The organism is Streptomyces tamarix (assembly GCF_032423885.1).
GTDB lineage: Bacteria > Actinomycetota > Actinomycetes > Streptomycetales > Streptomycetaceae > Streptomyces > Streptomyces tamarix.
Map to the genome: position 1 here is coordinate 87,045 of NZ_JAWCTQ010000010.1, position 16,711 is coordinate 103,755.

Consider the following 16,711-nt stretch of genomic DNA (forward strand, 5'->3'; position numbering starts at 1 on the left):
ACCAGCTCAGGAGTCCTGTGCCAGATCCGTGCCAGATGTTGTGGCATTCACTGCATCACGCCGGGCCTGGACCAGGCGGTCAAGGCCAGCAGCCACTTCCCTTTGTCGCTCCAGGTCCGAGTGCTGGTAGATCAGCGCGGCCCGCTCGGTCGACTGGCCAGCGCGGACCATCGTGTCCTTGAGCGTCGCACCCGAGCGGGTCGTGAGGGTGTGCCCGGTGTGACGAAGATCGTAAAAGCGGAAGTCGTCCGGCAGTCCGACGAGGGACCGGGCCCGCCGCCACTTCCGTCCGAAGCTGGACCGGCGGAACGGTGCCCCCTTCTCCCCCACGAACAGCAGCCCGTCCGGGCCCTCCTCGGCGTACCAGTCGAGATGTCGCTGAAGCTCGGTTCGGAGAAAGGCCGGCAGGACGACGAGCCGCTTCCCCGCCTGTGACTTGGTCGGCCCCTCCGCCCGCTTGCCGGTGTTCAGCTCGGGTGCGGCCTGGCGCACGCGAAGGACCATGCTGTCGAGGTCGACGTCCTTGCGGCGCAGCTCGGCCTGTTCCTCCGGACGGAGAGGGCCGTACGCGGCCAGGTAGACCATCAGCCGCCAGCGAAGGCCGATGGCGCCAGCCAGCTCGTCCACCTGATCGACGGTGGCGATCTGACGTTCGGCGGCCATCTCCTTGCCCGCTCCCCGGATGCGACAGGGATTGCGACGGATCAGTTCGTCGTCGACGGCGGTCTCCATGATGGCCTTGAGGAGCCGGTAGGACTTGGCGACAGTCGTGGGCGCGCCGGTGGTGCGAAGCCGCTCGGTGCGCCAAGTTCGGACGCGCGGCGCGGTGATCTGGTCGAGGTCCAGGTCCTCAAAGGTGGGCAGGATGTGCAGCCGCAGAAGTCGGCGGTACAACTCATCCGTCGTGGCCGCGAGTCCCCGTTCATCGACCCACTGCAGTGCGTACTCAGTGAAGTTCACGGCACCCGCGTCCGGGTCCTGCCAGTCTCCACGCCGGATCTCGGTCTGTTTCTCGGCCAGCCAGTCGTCAGCGTCGCGGGCCGTCGCGAACGTGTCGGGAGCAGGGCGGAGGATGCCATCCGGCCCTGGGTAGCGCGCCTGGTAACGCCCGGAGGGCAGCTTCCGCACCGACCCAAACGTCCGGCGTCGTCCCTTCTTGTTGGCCATCAGACAGCCCTCCCGTACCGGCTACGGCGACGGCTCACCGGCTCCACGGTGTTGGCGTCGATGTAGGCCCGCACCGCGCTCTCCGGGATGCGCACATGACGGCCGACCTTCACGTACCGGATGCGGCGCTCAGCGACGAGACGCCGAGGAAAGCGGACGGTCGTGCCGAGCACTTCGGCAACCTGGTCGACGCTGAGGTACCGCTCATTCATATGTCAGCTCCCCTTCCAGGTCGTGGAGTGCGGCGCGGATCTCGCGGGCGGCTTCGCGGTTGTGCTGGATGTCGCGACGGATGTTGGCGGCGAGCCAGGATTCGCCGGGGGTGTGGCCATGGCCGGCATAGGCCCAGTGAGCGAGGACGAGGGTGGAGTGCTCGGGGTCGTCGTCGGGGTCGGGCAGGCCGAGGGCGGCGCGTTGTTCGGCGGCGCGGTAGTCGGCGCGTGCCTGGCGCAGGGCGGACAGGGTGGTGGAGTAGCGGCGGGATTTGGTGGAGAAGTGGCCGCGGAAGCCGAGCATGTGGGCCCAGTCGCGCAGCTTGCGGTCGGGGTAGAGCGGGTGGAGATCGAGACAGGCTTCGATCAGGCGCCGGGGGTGGTCGGGCACGCCGAGCAGGTCGAGGGCTTCTTTGTTGCCGATGCGGCGGTCGACGGTGCCGGTGGTCTCGGCGGCCTTGGTGGCGTACTTGGCGACGTAGGAGGCGACGGCCTGTTCGGTGATGTCCTCGCCGTTGCCGAAGGCGCCGATGGGCTGGACGTCGAGTTGAGTGCCCCACCGCAGCGTCCGGGCGGGGTGGTCCCCGGCGGCCGGAACGTCGACCTGGACGCGGGCGGCGGCGGCCCGGATGGCGTCGGTGAGCAGGTCTAGGGTGGCCCAGGCGGGCGGGGGTGTGTCAGGCCCGTCCGGACCGTCGAAGCGGATGACCGCGTGGAAGTGGACGGCGCCGCGCTTTTGGTACTCGGCCACCTTGCCGAAGGACAGGCGGGAGGCTTCGCGGGCGGCTTTCTGGGTGAGTCCGGCGCGGCGGGCGATCTCGCGGCGGAGGTAGATCGTGAAGTAGCGCCACAGCTCGGAAGCGTGGTTGTTCCACAGCACCGCGCCCGCGTAGTCGTACGTCGCCGGGTCCAGGGCCGTACCCAGCTCGGAGGCGTCCTCGGCGTGGCGGGTGCCGCAGGCGCAGGGCCGGTTTCCGGGCCGGTTGTGGACCGGGCCGAAGGAGGGGGCGGTGAGGGTGGTGAAGACGCGGGGGTGGTCGCGCACGGTGTCGGGGGTGCCCTTGGCGGGGTCTCCGACGAGTCCGGCGCGGATGAGGTGGTAGGTGTCCCCGGCGTAGGTCCAGGCGCAGGCCGGGCAGCGCGAGGCGCGGCGGTTGCCGCAGGCGACCCGCAGGACCCCGCCAGGCTCGGTGTCGGTGGCGTAGGCGTGGAGCACGGTCTTGGTGGCCGGGTCGAGGAGCTTGGTGCCGCCGGTCAACCGGATGGGAGCGGCGCAGCCGCCGGTGCGGCGGAGTTGGTCTTGGAGGCGGTCGAAGCCGGGGGACCCGGCCAGCCGGAGCACATCGCTCAGGGTGGCCAGGTCCAGGCCCGCCCGGAGGGCGGCGTCACTCACGCGTCGTCCTCCTGCGAAGCGTGGGCATCGAGCCACTGTTCGGCGCAGACCTTGTGGACGGGCTTGCCGTGGTCGGAGCGCAGCGGGGTGGGCCGGGTGCAGAGCACGCACGGCTTGTCACCGGAGTGGTCGTAGTGGTCGGCGGAGCGCCAGTTCAGCAGGGCCATGGGTCACTTCCCGACGCGGACGCGGGCGGCGGGGGTGGTGTGGCCGGTGCCCTGGCAGGTGGGGCAGGTGACACGGAGGGTGGCGCGGGAACCATCGACGTGGCGGGCGCCGGTGGTGATCGTGGCGGTGGCGAAGCCGTCACAATCGCGACACACGGGCGCGGTCGGGGTGCGCTGGGGCATGATGGGGTCTCCCTTTCGGGTCCGTTGGATCTGGAATGGGGTTCAGGCGCCCGGGGCGGCGGAAGTTTGGCGACCGAGGCCGCCCCGGGGGCCGCTTAGTGCGAGGAGTCTTCGGGCAGGACGACCCATTCACTGGACCAGTCGGCGTCTCCGAGACCGGTGGGGGTCCACCCGCTGGTGGGGGATCCGGTCTTGATGAAGCCGAAGGCGATCCGGGCCGTCGTTCCCGGGATCCGGGTCACGGCGGCGCACTGGAAGTAGCGCCACTGTTCGGGCGCCTTATAGCCATCGGGGCGCCAGAGGTAGGTCTTGCCTGCGGTGAAGAAGGCCACGTCAGTGCTTCCTTTCCTGGTTGATCAGGGACTTGATGACGACCGCGCACACGGCTACGGACACGGCGGTGACGGCGGCAGCGAGGAGCATGGAGACCAGGACGGCGCCGACGACGAGGACGATGGCGGTTCCCCCGGCGGCGACGCCGACGAGGGCCCCGGGCGTGAGCTGGACGGTGGCCCGGGACGGGCCGGGAGCCTGCGGCAGGGGCGTGAAGGCCGGGGCCGGGACGACCGGGGCCGTGTCGTTGACCGGCTGCGGTGCCGCGGGCGGTGCGGTGGCGGTGTCGGGGTGCGGGTACTTCGGGGTGAACACGAGGGGTGTCTCCTCTCAGGCGTTGCAGCGGTGGGTGCGGGCGGCGAGTTCGGCGGCGGGCCGGGTGTGGTAGTCGGCGGAGAAGTCGCAGCCGGGGGCGGTGCACACGGCGGTGTGCTTGGTCCGGCCACGGCCGTCGTAGTGGCTGCCGACCCGGACCGGGCCGATGCGGATCACGTCGTAGAAGCGGTTCGGACGCGTCATGGGGCTTTCCTCTTTCCTGATCAGGCGAGTTGGGCGGCGATGGAGTCGGCCAGCGGGGCGGGGACGCCGAGGCGGGCACGCAGCGTGCCGGGGTCGATGGGCGCCCCAGTCTGGGCGCGGTGGGCGTCAGCGACCTTGCGGGCGTGGTCGAGGAGCGCGGGCGGGACCGGCACGGAAGGCGTTGCCACGGGCGCGGGGGCGGGTAGTTCCGGCACGGGGTCCGGGGTGTGCTCGACCGTGACCGGCTCCGGGTCCGGTTCGGGGGTCCGTTCGAGGGTGATCGGCTCCGGGGCCGACTCCGGGACAATGCGGTCCGGTTCGGAGGCCGGGGCCGGTGGGGCGGTCGGTTCGTCGTTGGTGTGCGTGGGGGCGTGGACGAGGAGGGTGCCGCCGAGGAAGGCCAGCGCGGGCCATCCAGCGACGAGGATGCGCAGCCAGGCCGGGACGGCGTCCAGGTCGAGGAGCCCGGCGGTGGCGACGTTCGCGCCGAGCGAGGCCGCGAGGGCGATCACGAACCAGACCCAGGCGGCGCGGTTGTCGGCGTGCTTGCGCATCCGGCGCCAGGCCGCCACCAACAGCAGGTCGACACTGACCGGGTAGGCCCACGCCTTCCACCCGTCCTGACCCGCAGCTTCAGCCAGGTCGTGCAGGTGCGCAAAGGACAGCGCACCAGCGATGACGGCCTGGACAAGCACGGCGTCGACGCGAAGGGAGCGAAGCACGAGGCGCCTCCTTTCTGGTCAGGCGGTGCCGGTGCCGAAGCAGTCCGGGCACAACGCGGACTGGGTGGCGCCGATCTCCCGGCGCTTGCGCCCGACCCGGACGGCGGTCGTGGTCTCACCGGTCCCCGCGCAGGTGCCGCACGGCGGCGAGACCGGGGCGGGCTTCTTGGGCGGGCGGCGGCGCGGGGCCGGGGGCTTCTTCGTGGTGGCCATGACGGTTCCCTTCGGTTTTGGGCATGGGCGGGGTAGGGACCTGGCGCGGATGCGGTCGCGCCGACCGTCGAACAGGGGGGATTACTCGGTGAGGGACACCGGCTTGACCAGCGGCGCGGCGTCGGCCGCCGGTGCGGCGGGGATGATCGGCCGGAACGGTTCCAGGGCCGGGATGCGCGGGGTCAGGTGCGCGTACTGGCGGCAGATGGCGACGGCTTCGGCCGGCGTCATCGCGGGGGTGCGGATGCGGGACCAGCGGCCGGAGGAGTCACCGGCGACCGCGACGCCGGGGCGGTCCGGCGGGATCGTCGTGACGGCGAAGACGGCGTCCGGGGCGATGTCGCCCAAGCCCATCTCGGCGGTCTGCTTGTCGTTGACGCGGTGCACGGTGCGGCCGGTGAGCTGGGCGCGGAGCATGGTGGCGCCCTTGCCCAGTTCGGAGCCGAAGCGCTGGCCGCACACCTCCAGGTAGATGCCGACCGCGCGGGCCATCTGCGCGAGGCGGATCATCTGCATGACCATGCGGTCCCGCCGCTCCTCATCCTTCTTCACCGCCGTGAGGAACAGCTCCGCGACCTCGTCCACCAAGACCACCAGCGGCACCGGGCGGACCCGTGCGGGCAGGTCCCACATGTCGGCCACCCCGTGCTGGCTCAGCAGGTCGAAGCGGTCCTCCATCTCGCCCACCAAGGCGTTCAGCAGGCCGGACGCCTCATCGGGGGTGACAGCGAAGGCGGAGAGGCGGGGTGCGTAGCCGCGCTGTTCGACACCGCGCTTGCAGTCGATCCCCACCAGCGCCACGTTCAACCGGGCGAGCCCGGCGATGAGGTTGCGCTGATACATCGACTTGCCCGACTGGTTCGCCCCCAGGGTCAGCGCGTGCGGGATCTTGCGGTAGTCCCGCACGAACGCCGTACCGTCCTCCCGCAGCGCCACGGGAACCACCAGCGGCCCGGCGGCGAGGTCACGGGGCAGGCGGCGCGGCATCCTCACCCGCCGCAGCACGTCATAGCCGGTCATCCGCAGCTCGATGAAACCGGGCTTCGTCTCGGTGACGTGCACGGAGTGAACGCCCCAGGCGTGCCGCAGCCGCTCCGAGGCAGCAGCCACGTCGGCGGGTTCCAGACCGGCGGGAAGGCGCAGGGTCACGTTCATGCCGGTGGACGAACCACGCACCCGCCGCACCTGGGGCGGGACCGGCTGAACATCCGGGCGCCGGGCCACGTTGCGGACCATGAACGCCCGCAGACGCGACGGCTGAACCGTCAAGCCACACACGTCCATCGTCGAGCGGTACGTCACCGCGAACCGCACCCGGGCCACCGGCAGACCCACCAGCGACCAGAACACCCGAGGCGCCCGCGCCCTCGCGTAGCCCAGAGCGCCACCGGCACCGGCCAGGGGGAGGCCGATCTCCCATAACGTCGACAGGTCCGTCATGGTCAGGCACCCATCGGCGTCACGGCGACTGCGCGGAACGAGATCCCGTGACGGGTCTGCCCGTTGAACGTGTTCTCCCAGTCCCGCGCCTTGAGGCCGATCACCGTCACCGGCGTCCCCGGCTTCAGACCCTCGGGGAGACCGGTCTCCGGGACGGTCACCTGGTACAGGTTCCCCTCACCCTCATCCGAGATCAGCAGACCCACCGTGGACAGGTTGGCACCGGACTCCCGGTCCACCGCCCGCTCACCGGTCTGCTTGCTCACCAACTTCGGCACGGGGGCCGTGGCCACGAACACCACAGCGGTCGACGTGTCCACCTTGAACGACGGCATGGTCTCTCCTTCGAGATGGCAGGAAGGGCCTAGATGACCAACTTGGCTATCCCTGTTGGTCACATCTCGAAGTTAGAAGAGATGGCTAGCCATGTCAACAACATGACTGCCATGACTGTCTTGCTTGAAGCGACTCGCCTACCATCAACCTCATGACCTTTGTCCCCGAGCCCCTCGATCCAGACGACGACCGAGCGCCCTACGAGCAGGTGGCCAGCAGTCTTGGAGCCGCCATCCGGACCCGTCGACTGGCCCCTGGCGAGAAGCTCCCGTCCCACAAGGAGCTGACGGAGCTGTACGGCTTCGCGCGGGCGACGATCCAGCGCGCGTTGCGGGATCTCGAAGATGAGGGACTCGTGGTCTCCCGCAAAGGCAGCGGGGTCTACGTTCGCAACCGGACGGAGAGGCCGGCGGGACTACGGCCCTACGTCGAGCAGGCTTTCGCGAAGGACCACGTCACCATCGACTTCGCTGGGTTCTCCAGCGAGACCCTGCACGGTGCACTGCAAGAACCACTCGACAAGATCCGCATCGGCAGACTGACCCCGTCGAGCATCACCATGCGGATACTCGTCCCGGACATGTCGGTACCGCAGGCCGCCCCGGTACGGATGGCGGACGGGGCGGACGACAAGCGGCTGCGAGACCGCATGCACGACATCATGGTCGGCTACACCCGCAGCATCCGGGATGCGATCACCGAGTTGGAGCACCTGGGGTTGGTTGCCGAGACCCGGATCAACGTCCGTGTCCACAGCGGCACGCAGTTCTTCAAGCTGTACGTGATCAACGGCGAGGACGCGTTCTTCGGGTACTACCCGATCCGCCCCAACAAGGTCGTCGCGCAAGGTGAGACGATCGAGATCTACGACCTCGTGGGCAAGGACACGACGCTCTTCCACCACTCGATCAACGATGGCGAGTCCTCCAGCGGGGCCCAGCAGGTCCAGCAGGCCGGCATGTGGTTCAACAGCGTCTGGGAGACGATCGGAAGGGACTTCGACCTTGACGCACGATGACCGACTCCCGGAGATCCTGGCCAACGCGGGCGTGATCTTCTTCGACTTCGACGGGCCCGTGTGCGACGTGTTCGCCGGGCTCCCCGCTCCCGAAGTCGCCAAGCAGCTCACCACGCTCTTGGCCACCAAGGACGCAGCCGCGGGCGCGAAGGCCGCCGAGACCGATGACCCGATCGAGGTCCTGCGCATCGCGCATGAGGCCGATGCAAAGTTGGGCCAGGAGGTGGAGGCGGCTTTGACGGCGGCGGAGGTGGAAGCCGTCGCGGTGGCCGGCCCGCCGACGCCGGGAGCAGCGGAAGCCCTCCAAGCCGTGAACTCCTCGGGGCGGGCGGTGGCGGTGGTGAGCAACAACTCCGCCGAGTGCGTCCAGCGCTTCCTGGAGTCACACGGGCTGGAGGGGTACGTCGCGCGGATCGTCGGCCGACCGGCCGGGCAGCCCCACCTGATGAAGCCCAATCCGTTCTCGCTCATCACAGCGGCCGAGCAGATGCACATGGACGTCACGAACTGCACCCTGATCGGTGACTCGCTCACAGACATCCAGGCCGCCCACGCAACCGGGACAACAGCCATCGGCTACGCCAACAAGCCCCATAAGGCCGACCTCTTCGCGGAAGCGCAAGCCGACGCCATCACGGACGACATGCACGCCATCGCCAACGCACTCACCACCGCGTAGCCGAGGACCAGCGGAGACCTGTTACAGATTTCTCTACCTCATCAAGCCCCGGCTGCGCTCCGCTTCGCCGGGCGCGCTTCCCGGCTCCGCCGCGGGCGCCGCTCCTGCCTTCGGCCCGCTCCGCCCGCGCTGCGCCGACGCGCGCCCACGTATGGGTAGGGCCCGGCAGCCATGAGTCGAGCACCGTTCGCACGGTCGCGGTCAGAGCCTGATGCCTCCGGCGGGGGATCGGCCGGCACCGGGATGGCGGGGCGCTGTTCCCGACCGCGGGTCCGTAGGGGCGTGCGCAGGGGGCTTCCATCCCGTCCGCCGTCGACCCAGGCGGAGCCGAGCAGACACGGCACCGGGCGTCCAGGTCGTTCGTCCAGTTGGGCGCTCCACCTGGACGCCCGGCACCGCGCCCGCTCCACGGTGTGTGGGTCGACGGCGGACGGGATGGAAGCCGGGGAGAGTGGTGGGTTGAGGGGAGAGGTAGGGGTGCAGTTTGAGGGGGAGAGTGCCGCCCCCCGCGAGAAGTTGGCAGCGGCAAGTGTGGCGATCCCCTAGACAAGGTGATCTCTAGAGCCGGTATATTTTCCGGCATGAATTCCTACCCGTCATCCCAAGAGGTCTTGTCAGGCTTAGGTGAGAAGGTCACTCACAGTCTGGCTCGATCAGTGAAGCTTGCAGCAGATGACCTCCGCACCTACCGCAGTTGGAACCCCACGTGGGTGGCAGAGGCTAGCGAGCGCGGTCTGGCTAATTGGATCCATGATCGCTTGTGGGCTCACCTCACGGTGCTACTCGACGGGCACCCCGGCGTAACTCTGAGTGATGGGGAACCCACCCGCGAAGTCGTCGTGGGGGTCAGCTATCGTCTGCGAGTCAAGCGGCATCGCGAGGATGGACAGGTCAGCAGCTACGCGACTCAGACCGCCCTGGAGTTCTTCGCACAGGGTGTGAAGGACACGTTCCCGGGAATGGAAGAGGTCCGTCTCGTCGCCGGGTACGAGTGGGAAGCTGACTCACGCGAGATCGGTGAAGCCGTGCTGTCGCTACGCGACGGCCAGGACAATGTGGTCTGGCTGGTGCCTCTGCCCGATGTCGGTCAAGCTGGAGGCACGATTCAGCCGGTCCGTCCTACGGCACCCGAGCCCTCGCTCCCGTCGATCAACGTGCCTATGCCTGGGAAGCGCGAAGCAACGGAGGATGGGTCGAAATGAGCAGTCTCGGCGAAGCGATCACCACAGCTCGCCGGGCCCTTGGTTTCACCCAGGAAGAGTTGGCAGAGGCCGCTGGGGTGACCCAAGCGGCCCTGTCCCGCTATGAGAATGATCTACGCGAGCCTGAGAATGAAGCTCTTGCCCGGCTTGCAGATGCTTTGGGCGTAACTGTCACTTTCCTTAGGAGCGCTAGCTCCGTCCGCGGAGCGATGGCCGTAGACGCCCACATGCGAAAGCGAGCAACTGCGAAGGCCACCACGTGGCGCCAGCTGGAAGCCCGACTGAACATGTACCGGATGCACGTCCGCCACTTGATGGAGGAAGTGTCGCTCCGAGCGCAGCAGCGCATCCCAACGTTCGACCCCATCGACACAGATGCCGCAGACGCTGCACGTATGGTTCGGATGCAATGGCGCATGCCCATCGGCCCCGTGCGGTCCTTGGTCCGTTGGGTAGAGGCGGCCGGGTGCATCGTTCTAGCTGAGGACTTCGGGACGACCCGCGTGGATGGGCTCTCGCAGTGGGTGGATGACTACCCCGTCGTGATGATCAACGTAGCGGCACCTGTTGACCGAGTCCGCCTCACTGTTGCCCATGAGCTTGGGCATCTATGTCTGCACTCCTTCGAGCCCACTCTGACCATGGAAGAGGAAGCCACTCGATTCGCGGCAGAGTTCCTGATGCCGGAAGAGGTCATCCGCCCCCAGCTAAGGAACCTCACACTGGGCCGGTTGCATGACCTCAAGCGGGAGTGGGGCACATCAATGCAAGCCATAATCGAACGTGCGTACGATTTGCAGGTAATCACGTCAGTGAAACGCGCAAATCTGTATAAGTCGCTAAGCAACCGTGGTTGGCGGACACGAGAACCCTTGAGCGATGAGCTTCCCCCGGAGACCCCTGTACTGGCTCAGTCCATCGGTGAAGCTATGGCTGACAAGGGGCTCAACCATGAGGAGATTGCCCAGATGGCTGGCTTCTCGGATGCAGACCGGAACACACTCTTTGTCGCACCGATGCGCCGCTTGCGCGCAGTCTGAGCTCAGTGGTCATGTCGCCCCTGAAAGCTGACTCCGTCAGGCGCGAACATCAGGGGTCGGCGCCAAACGACAGTAGCCGACCAGCCGAGGCTCGGCGCACAAGGCAGCCGTGGCCGATCCGTGCCCGAAGGAGCGGTACACCACGGTCAACAGCGGGTGCTAGGTGGAGCCCAGAGGCGCCTTCCTAGCACCCGTTAGTGCAGGTCACGACACGTTCTCGGGTGGAAAATGCAGTGATTCCCAAGCTCAGAGCGCGGGTTCGATTCCCGTCACCCGCTCCATGACGAAGGCCCTGGTCAGCGACCAGGGCCTTGTTTGTTGTCTGGACCAGGTCACTGGTCCCGTGCCCGTTGCGTGCCCGATGCCTTCTCGCGCTCGCGCTGCACGAGCCTGTCGAGCCCGGCGGCGACCTCCCTCTGCCGCTCGTGGTCGGAGTGCTGGTAGATCAGCGCGGCCTTCTCGGTGGACTGGCCCGCGCGAACCATCGTGTCCTTGAGCGTGGCGCCCGAACGGGTCGCCAGGGTGTGCCCGGTGTGACGAAGATCGTAGAACCGGAAGTTCTCCGGCAGCCCGACAGCGGCCCGGGCCTTCCGCCACTTCCTCCCGAAGGTGGAGCACCGGAACGGCTTGCCTCTCTCCCCCACGAACAGCAGCCCGTCCGGCTCCTTCTCCGCGTACCAGTCCAGGTGTCGGCGCAGGTCCGTCGCCATGAAGGCCGGGAGGACCATGAAGCGCCGCCCCGCCTCCGACTTGGTGTCGCCCTCGACACGGCGGCCGGTGGTCAACTCCGGCTCCGCCCGGCGGACCCACACGCCAGGGGTGTCCAGGCCGACGTCCGGTCGCCGCATGGCTGCCTGTTCCTCGGGGCGGGCCGGACCGTACGCGGCGAGGTAGACCATCAACCGCCAGCGCGGACCCATGGCGTCAGCGACTGCGTCGACCTGGGCCACGGTCGCCACGGGGCGTTCGGGGGCCGACTCCTTGCCCGCGCCCTTGATGCGGCAGGGGTTGCGGCGGATGGCCTCGTCATCGACGGCCGTCTGGAGGATGGCCTTCAGGAGCCGGTACGACTTGGCGACGGTGGTCGCGCCAGTCGCCTTGCGCCGCTCAGCCCGCCAGGCACGGACGGCGGGCGGACTGATCTCATCGAGGTCCAAACCGCCGAAGGTGGGCAGGATGTGCAGCCGCAGCAACCGCCGGTACAGCTCGTCGGTGGTCGCGGCCAGGTCCCGCTCGTCGACCCACTGCGTGGCGTACTTCTCGAAGTTGATCGCACCCGCGTCCGGGTCGGTCCAGGCCCCGCGCCGAAGCGCGGTCTGCTGCTCGGCGAGCCAGTCGACAGCGTCCCGGGCGGTCGCGAAGGTGTGCGGGGCGGGTCGGTCGATACCGTCCGGGCCGAGGTACCGAGCTTGGTACCGGCCGGAGGGGAGCTTGCGGACACGTCCGAAGCGGCTTCTTACCTGTCATCAAGGCACCCGACTGTGCTCCACTCCGCCGGGCGGGCTCCCGGCTCCGCCGTGGGCGTCGCTCCTGCCTTCGGCCCGCTCCGCCCGCGCTGCGCCGACGCGCGTCCACGTGTGGGTAGGGCCGGTGGCCATGAGTCGAGCACCGTCCGCACGGTCGCGGTCAAAGCTTGATGCCTCCGGCAGGGGATCGGCCGGCACCGGGATGGCGGGGGCGCCGTTTCCGGCTGCGGGTCCGTAGAGACGTGCGTGGGGCTGCGGCTGGGGAACCGCAAGTACGAAAGTAAGCGCAAGCCCGTTACCACCTGTTACCAACGCAGAGCAGGCAGTAATTTGCCCTGAGGGCAAGGGGTCCAATGCCACCGAGCCGCACCTCTTGCCCTGAACACCCGGAACCCCAGCGAGACCCCCTCCGCATGGATCATAGAGGGGGCCTCGCTGCTGCCCGGTGGCTCAGATGGCGGCGGGCGCCTTCTTGTACCAGTCGGTGATCACCTTGGTCAGGTGGACGATGTTCTGCTGGCGCATGATCGGCGCAGAGGCGTTGGGCTCGAAGTCTTCGTTCGCCGCGGTGGTGCGCCAAATGCTCTGCTCAGTGACCGGGGCGCCCATGTGGCGGTCGAGCCGCTTGAAGAACTCCTGGACGTCACCGTCTTCAACTCCGTCCTCCTTGAGGTTGCGGTAAACGCCGCCGAGGACGCGGAGCATGCCCACGGAGCCGAGGAGGGAGGACTCGCGGAGTTGCATCGCCTTGGTAGGGGGTGCCGGCGGCTCGTTCTTGCGCTTCTCAGAGAGGGAAGGGTGGTAGTTGTCGACATCCTCTTCGGTGATCGCCGCCAGGTCGGTGAAGGCCGTGGAAATGACGTCCAAGAAACCGCGGACGCTTTCGATCACCTCGTTGTCGGTGAGGGACTCGACCTTCTTGTTCACGCGTCCACCAGGGCCAGCGATGACGGAGCGGGTGATGTCAGCGACGTGCTTGGCGCCCATCAGGTTGCGGTTGGCCAGGGTCATGCGGTCACGCTCGATGTCGATCTTCCCTGCGAAGAGGGGGTGAGCGACGATGTCGGTCAGCGTGCGATTGGCGATGCGCGAAGTGTCGAAGCGGGCTCGGACGGCGCCGGAGATGCCCTTGGCGTTGTCTGCGACGTCGACAAACATCTGCTGCCCGCGGACACCGTCGACCTCCACGTAGATGTCGACGCCGATGAACTCTTCCTTAAGACGCTGAAGTCGGAGGATCAGAGCTTCGCGCTCCTCGTCAAGTTTCTGCTTTTTCGCCTCGTTGGCACGGACCGCCTCACGGTCAATGCGCGCGATCTCGTCGGTGATGCGCTTCTTCTCCAGGTGGACCCCGAGCACACGGTGCTGGCCGTCGATCGTGATCAGGCGCCCGATGCCGCCGATGGCCCACGGGACGGTGAGGTATCCGACAGTCCCGTCCGCACTGATCGGCTCGAAGCGGCAGCCACCGGTGTCGCGGATAAGGAGAGCCGGAGCCACCCAACCCGGGTTTTCAGCAAGCTAGTTGCCGAAGCCCTTTGCGTGGTTGGGGTCGACGCGGCGGTTGTCCGGGTCGGGCTTGGCCGGGTCAGGGATCGTGAGGATAACCGGGAGCTCGGACAGTGGGATGCGGGTCGTGTAGACCGTGCGTCCGCCCTGGGTGGTCCGAATCGCCAGGTAGGTGGACTCCTCGCGCGTCAGCGACAGACGAGAGGGGTCGACGGTGATGGTCACCTACAACGTCCTTTCTGGGCCGGCAACTTGTTGTCCGACCTCCATGGAGCGCAACCGTAGAGCGCCTACCGAATGTCCGTTTAGATAATCTGCTAACTGATCCGTTTAGCGCATTAGATGTCGCTTTACTTCGTCATGAGGTCGGTAGTTGAGCAGGCGGCGAGCGAGGACACGATCCGTCCGATGGCCCATCGGTGACGTTCAAGCACGAGTAGGCCCCACACACTCTCGTGCCAGAACAGACGGGGCGTCACGAGGGAGGTCGCCCCTGTGCCCGATCCGTGCCCGAAGGGGCGGTACACCACGGTCAGCAGCGGGTACCAGGCGGGCCCAGAAGCCCTTTCTGGCACCTGTTGATGCTGGTCACGACACGTTTGTGGATACGGAAGATGCAGTGACTTCCAAGCTCAGAGCGCGGGTTCGGTTCCCGTCACCCGCTCCACAGCGAAGGCCCTGGTCGGTGACCGGGGCGTTGTTCGTTGTCCCGGTTCGCTGTGGGTCTTCGTGCCCCAACTCGTGGAAGGGCGCTGCTCGAACGGAGTTCGCCGCGCCCGGTGGGACGGGTGCGGGGAACCGGGGCGTTCGATGGCACCCGGGTTCCCCTGCTTGCCGAAGCCGCCCCACCGCGTCGAGTCGGTGGGGACACCACCCCCGGGTTCCGCCTGTCGCTCGCCGGGTCTGGGAGGAGCCGCGCGTCGCCTTCGGTGGTGATCGGGCGGGCGGCGGACGGTCGGGCGGTCACATGGTGGTGATCGGGCGGACGGGCGGTGGCGGGCGGGCGCGTGGTGGTCGGGCGGGCGGCGGGGTTTCGCGGGCGGCACGGGTGTGGGAAGGCGGTGGAGGTCCCACCCTCGCGGCAGCGGTGCGCGCGCCTACAGCGGAGTGGCGGCCTTCAGGATGAAGAACAGGCTCACGGCGGCGTTGGCCGACGACAGCGCCGAGGCCGTGGTGCCGGCGGCGGCTCCCCACGCGGCCAGGCCGACCGCGGTGAACACCGGCGGCCAGTTCCGCGCCGAGGGTGCCGGGCCCAGCAGGGCGGCCACCCGGCGCGGTACCGGCCCCGGGGCGGCGAAGCCCGCCAGGGTGACGCCGGGAGCCCCGCGTGACACGAGCGCGGCCTTGCCCACCGCCCGTGCCACGAGCCGGCGGTTGCCCACGCGGGCGGCGGCGTCCTCGTCGGCCCACCGCTCGGTGGTGTACGCGACGGCGGTGCGCAGCGGGCGCAGGAACGGGTTCGCGCGGGCGGCCAACTGCACGGCCAGCAGGAACCGGTGGTGGTGGCCGACGAGGTGGGCGCGCTCGTGGGCGAACAGGGCGCGGCGTTCGGGGCCGGTGAGTACCTGGAGCATGCCGGTCGTCGTGACGACGCGGTCGCGTTTTCCGGGAAGGGCGTACGCGTAGGGGATGTCGTCCGGCAGGATCGCGACGGACCGTGCGGGCAGGCCGGCGAGTGCCTGGTTCGCCCGGCGCCGTACGCGGTGGTGGCGCCAGGCCGCCCGGCCGCAGGAGGCGAGCACCACGATCAGGGCGGGGATGGCGGCCTTGCCGGCGACCTCGTCGTACGGAACGGCCTCGCGGACCTCCGGGTCCGACCAGCCGTCCGGCAGCGGATTGCCGGGGAGCTGCGCGGTGCCGACCACCATCAGCAGGGCCAGGCACAGGGTGCTGCACACGGCCAGGACGACGGCGACCGCGGTGAGCAGCCAGGTGGCCGCACGGGGGTGCAGGTGCTGCTCGGCCAGCCGGGCCATCGGCCAGGCCGACAGGGGCAGGACGAGGGGCAGGAAGACGAAGACGCCCACCTGGGTCAGCCTTCGGCCTCGTCGGACTGGGCCAGCAGGTCGCGCAGGAGCTGTTCGTCGTCGGGCAGCAGGGCGGTGACGAACCTGGACAGCACCGCCTCGCGGTCCGCTTCCGCGTCCAGGAGGCGGCGCATCCGCAGGGCCGTGAGACCGGCCTCGTCCGCGACCGCCGTCCACTCGAAGGCCCGGCCCGCACGCTGCCGCGCCACCGCCCCCTTGGCCTGGAGCCGGGTCAGGGTGGTGATCACGGTCGTGTAGGCGAGTCCCTGCCCGAGGCGCTCGTGCACGTAGGCGGCGGTAACGGGGCGCGACGCGCTCCGCAGGGCGGCCAGTACCTCGGCCTCCAGCTCCCCCTGGGCCCGGCGGCCGGACTGCCGGCCGGCAGCGCCCTCGTTCCGTTCGGTCATCGTGTCCGCCTTCTGCCCGCCGGTCCCGCTCGTACAACGAGGACGTTCATGGTACTGGCCCCGCCGCCCCTCGTTCCCGCGCCGGTGCCTCCTCGCGCCGCGCCGGGCCCGCTCTCCCGGAGGGGGCAACGGGGCGGGACGGTAGCACCACCGGCCCCGTCCCGCCGGCGCTCCGCGGTCGAGCACACCCACCAACTTCTACATTGCTGTGGAGCCAACGTCCCGGACACCTCTCGGACCGAACGCGCCCCGCGCCCGACCCGACCGCTGGAGACGAGAGGAACGACGACAGGGGCGTGAGCCTCGCCAGGGGCGGCGACGTCTCGCTGAGCAAGGAGGCCCCGGGGCTGACCGCCGTGGTGGTCGGGCTCGAGCGGGACGTCCGCACCACCTCCGGTACCGACTTCGACCTGGACGCCGGCGCCCTACCGCTGAACGGTTCCGGCAAGGTCGTCACCGACCGGCACTTCGTCCTCCACAGCAACCCCACCAGCCCCAGCGGCTCCGTCCGATGGCGGTGAGGGCGGTGAAGGCGTCATGGCCGCCCTCGTCGTCCTGACTCCCCTGCTGTCCGCCACGGCAGTGGTGATCTTCCTCTTGCTGGGTTACGGCCTGCGCGCGGCGGGGGTCGCGGACGCGCCGGCCGACACGCTCGTCGGCACGGGCTGGACCGCCGCG

Annotated in this window: 19 protein-coding genes and 3 pseudogenes; 5 read left to right on the forward strand and 17 right to left on the reverse strand. The window is 69.0% G+C overall.

From position 1 onward, the window contains the following. Nucleotides 1–6: 6 nt before the first annotated feature. The 12 genes from RND61_RS10830 to RND61_RS10885 all read right to left on the reverse strand — a co-directional run bounded on the left by RND61_RS10830 (nucleotide 7) and on the right by RND61_RS10885 (nucleotide 6,684). Entirely contained in the window at nucleotides 7–1,167 is a 1,161-nt protein-coding gene (locus RND61_RS10830) for a tyrosine-type recombinase/integrase (protein ID WP_315877641.1), read from the reverse strand. Then, a complete protein-coding gene (locus RND61_RS10835) occupies nucleotides 1,167–1,379 on the reverse strand; it encodes an excisionase family DNA-binding protein (RefSeq protein WP_315877642.1) in 213 nt (70 codons plus the stop codon). Before RND61_RS10835 ends, RND61_RS10830 begins: the two co-directional genes overlap by 1 nt. Beyond that, entirely contained in the window at nucleotides 1,372–2,772 is a 1,401-nt protein-coding gene (gene repSA, locus RND61_RS10840) for a replication initiator protein RepSA (protein WP_315877643.1), read from the reverse strand. The genes RND61_RS10835 and repSA overlap by 8 nt, the downstream gene beginning before the upstream one ends. Beyond that, nucleotides 2,769–2,939: a hypothetical protein gene (locus RND61_RS10845; protein WP_315877644.1), complete on the reverse strand. Its 171-nt coding sequence runs from the start codon at nucleotides 2,937–2,939 to the stop codon at nucleotides 2,769–2,771. Before RND61_RS10845 ends, repSA begins: the two co-directional genes overlap by 4 nt. Nucleotides 2,940–2,942: 3 nt before the next feature. After that, nucleotides 2,943–3,122: a hypothetical protein gene (locus RND61_RS10850; protein WP_315877645.1), complete on the reverse strand. Its 180-nt coding sequence runs from the start codon at nucleotides 3,120–3,122 to the stop codon at nucleotides 2,943–2,945. Between the two features lie 95 nt (nucleotides 3,123–3,217). Next, a complete protein-coding gene (locus RND61_RS10855; RefSeq protein ID WP_315877646.1) occupies nucleotides 3,218–3,454 on the reverse strand; it encodes a hypothetical protein in 237 nt (78 codons plus the stop codon). A 1-nt stretch (nucleotide 3,455) separates the two neighbouring features. Then, a complete protein-coding gene (locus tag RND61_RS10860) occupies nucleotides 3,456–3,770 on the reverse strand; it encodes a SpdD protein (RefSeq protein WP_315877647.1) in 315 nt (104 codons plus the stop codon). Nucleotides 3,771–3,785: 15 nt separating this feature from the next. Then, nucleotides 3,786–3,974 (reverse strand): mobile element transfer protein, encoded by a 189-nt coding sequence (locus RND61_RS10865; protein WP_315877648.1) that lies wholly within the window; start codon nucleotides 3,972–3,974, stop codon nucleotides 3,786–3,788. A gap of 20 nt (nucleotides 3,975–3,994) precedes the next feature. Then, nucleotides 3,995–4,696 (reverse strand): DUF2637 domain-containing protein, encoded by a 702-nt coding sequence (locus RND61_RS10870; RefSeq protein WP_315877649.1) that lies wholly within the window; start codon nucleotides 4,694–4,696, stop codon nucleotides 3,995–3,997. An 18-nt stretch (nucleotides 4,697–4,714) separates the two neighbouring features. Then, a complete protein-coding gene (locus tag RND61_RS10875; protein WP_315877650.1) occupies nucleotides 4,715–4,909 on the reverse strand; it encodes a hypothetical protein in 195 nt (64 codons plus the stop codon). Nucleotides 4,910–4,990: 81 nt separating this feature from the next. Then, complete coding sequence (locus RND61_RS10880) at nucleotides 4,991–6,349, reverse strand: FtsK/SpoIIIE domain-containing protein (protein ID WP_315877651.1); 1,359 nt, start codon at nucleotides 6,347–6,349, stop codon at nucleotides 4,991–4,993. 2 nt (nucleotides 6,350–6,351) lie between these two features. Then, the gene (locus RND61_RS10885) at nucleotides 6,352–6,684 is read right to left on the reverse strand and encodes an SCO3933 family regulatory protein (protein ID WP_315877652.1); all 333 of its coding nucleotides are present in this window, start codon (nucleotides 6,682–6,684) and stop codon (nucleotides 6,352–6,354) included. Between the two features lie 152 nt (nucleotides 6,685–6,836). On the opposite strand from RND61_RS10885, the gene RND61_RS10890 reads away from it, so the two are divergent. The 4 genes from RND61_RS10890 (at nucleotide 6,837) to RND61_RS10905 (ending at nucleotide 10,624) form a co-directional block, all read left to right on the forward strand. Further along, nucleotides 6,837–7,703: a GntR family transcriptional regulator gene (locus tag RND61_RS10890; protein ID WP_250336516.1), complete on the forward strand. Its 867-nt coding sequence runs from the start codon at nucleotides 6,837–6,839 to the stop codon at nucleotides 7,701–7,703. Further along, entirely contained in the window at nucleotides 7,690–8,382 is a 693-nt protein-coding gene (locus RND61_RS10895; protein ID WP_315877653.1) for an HAD family hydrolase, read from the forward strand. The genes RND61_RS10890 and RND61_RS10895 overlap by 14 nt, the downstream gene beginning before the upstream one ends. Before the next feature lie 581 nt (nucleotides 8,383–8,963). Continuing rightward, a complete protein-coding gene (locus RND61_RS10900) occupies nucleotides 8,964–9,584 on the forward strand; it encodes a hypothetical protein (protein ID WP_315877654.1) in 621 nt (206 codons plus the stop codon). Beyond that, nucleotides 9,581–10,624, forward strand: a complete 1,044-nt coding sequence (locus RND61_RS10905; RefSeq protein WP_315877655.1) for a helix-turn-helix domain-containing protein — start codon at nucleotides 9,581–9,583, stop codon at nucleotides 10,622–10,624. Before RND61_RS10900 ends, RND61_RS10905 begins: the two co-directional genes overlap by 4 nt. A gap of 332 nt (nucleotides 10,625–10,956) precedes the next feature. On the opposite strand, the pseudogene RND61_RS10910 reads toward RND61_RS10905, so the two are convergent. The 5 genes and pseudogenes from RND61_RS10910 to RND61_RS10930 form a co-directional block, all read right to left on the reverse strand. Then, nucleotides 10,957–12,081 (reverse strand): annotated as a pseudogene (locus RND61_RS10910) (site-specific integrase); the annotation flags it as partial. 459 nt (nucleotides 12,082–12,540) lie between these two features. Beyond that, nucleotides 12,541–13,593: pseudogene (locus tag RND61_RS10915) on the reverse strand (DNA sulfur modification protein DndB); the annotation flags it as partial. Between the two features lie 18 nt (nucleotides 13,594–13,611). Beyond that, a complete protein-coding gene (locus RND61_RS10920) occupies nucleotides 13,612–13,824 on the reverse strand; it encodes a hypothetical protein (RefSeq protein WP_315877656.1) in 213 nt (70 codons plus the stop codon). Between the two features lie 872 nt (nucleotides 13,825–14,696). After that, on the reverse strand, nucleotides 14,697–15,626 hold the full coding sequence (locus RND61_RS10925) for a M56 family metallopeptidase (RefSeq protein ID WP_315877657.1): 930 nt from the start codon (nucleotides 15,624–15,626) through the stop codon (nucleotides 14,697–14,699). 5 nt (nucleotides 15,627–15,631) lie between these two features. Beyond that, nucleotides 15,632–16,033, reverse strand: coding sequence for a BlaI/MecI/CopY family transcriptional regulator (locus RND61_RS10930; RefSeq protein ID WP_315877658.1), 402 nt, complete (start codon nucleotides 16,031–16,033; stop codon nucleotides 15,632–15,634). Nucleotides 16,034–16,329: 296 nt separating this feature from the next. On the opposite strand from RND61_RS10930, the pseudogene RND61_RS10935 reads away from it, so the two are divergent. Continuing rightward, nucleotides 16,330–16,542, forward strand: a pseudogene (locus RND61_RS10935) (TerD family protein); the annotation flags it as partial. Nucleotides 16,543–16,711: the final 169 nt, after the last annotated feature.

Bases quoted from the DNA above. Each gene is read 5' to 3' on its own strand.
- RND61_RS10830 (WP_315877641.1), bottom strand. From the start codon at position 1,167: ATGGCCAACAAGAAGGGACGACGCCGGACGTTTGGGTCGGTGCGGAAG.
- RND61_RS10835 (WP_315877642.1), bottom strand. From the start codon at position 1,379: ATGAATGAGCGGTACCTCAGCGTCGACCAGGTTGCCGAAGTGCTCGGC.
- RND61_RS10845 (WP_315877644.1), bottom strand. From the start codon at position 2,939: ATGGCCCTGCTGAACTGGCGCTCCGCCGACCACTACGACCACTCCGGT.
- RND61_RS10850 (WP_315877645.1), bottom strand. From the start codon at position 3,122: ATGCCCCAGCGCACCCCGACCGCGCCCGTGTGTCGCGATTGTGACGGC.
- RND61_RS10865 (WP_315877648.1), bottom strand. From the start codon at position 3,974: ATGACGCGTCCGAACCGCTTCTACGACGTGATCCGCATCGGCCCGGTC.
- RND61_RS10875 (WP_315877650.1), bottom strand. From the start codon at position 4,909: ATGGCCACCACGAAGAAGCCCCCGGCCCCGCGCCGCCGCCCGCCCAAG.
- RND61_RS10880 (WP_315877651.1), bottom strand. From the start codon at position 6,349: ATGACGGACCTGTCGACGTTATGGGAGATCGGCCTCCCCCTGGCCGGT.
- RND61_RS10885 (WP_315877652.1), bottom strand. From the start codon at position 6,684: ATGCCGTCGTTCAAGGTGGACACGTCGACCGCTGTGGTGTTCGTGGCC.
- RND61_RS10890 (WP_250336516.1), top strand. From the start codon at position 6,837: ATGACCTTTGTCCCCGAGCCCCTCGATCCAGACGACGACCGAGCGCCC.
- RND61_RS10900 (WP_315877654.1), top strand. From the start codon at position 8,964: ATGAATTCCTACCCGTCATCCCAAGAGGTCTTGTCAGGCTTAGGTGAG.
- RND61_RS10905 (WP_315877655.1), top strand. From the start codon at position 9,581: ATGAGCAGTCTCGGCGAAGCGATCACCACAGCTCGCCGGGCCCTTGGT.
- RND61_RS10930 (WP_315877658.1), bottom strand. From the start codon at position 16,033: ATGACCGAACGGAACGAGGGCGCTGCCGGCCGGCAGTCCGGCCGCCGG.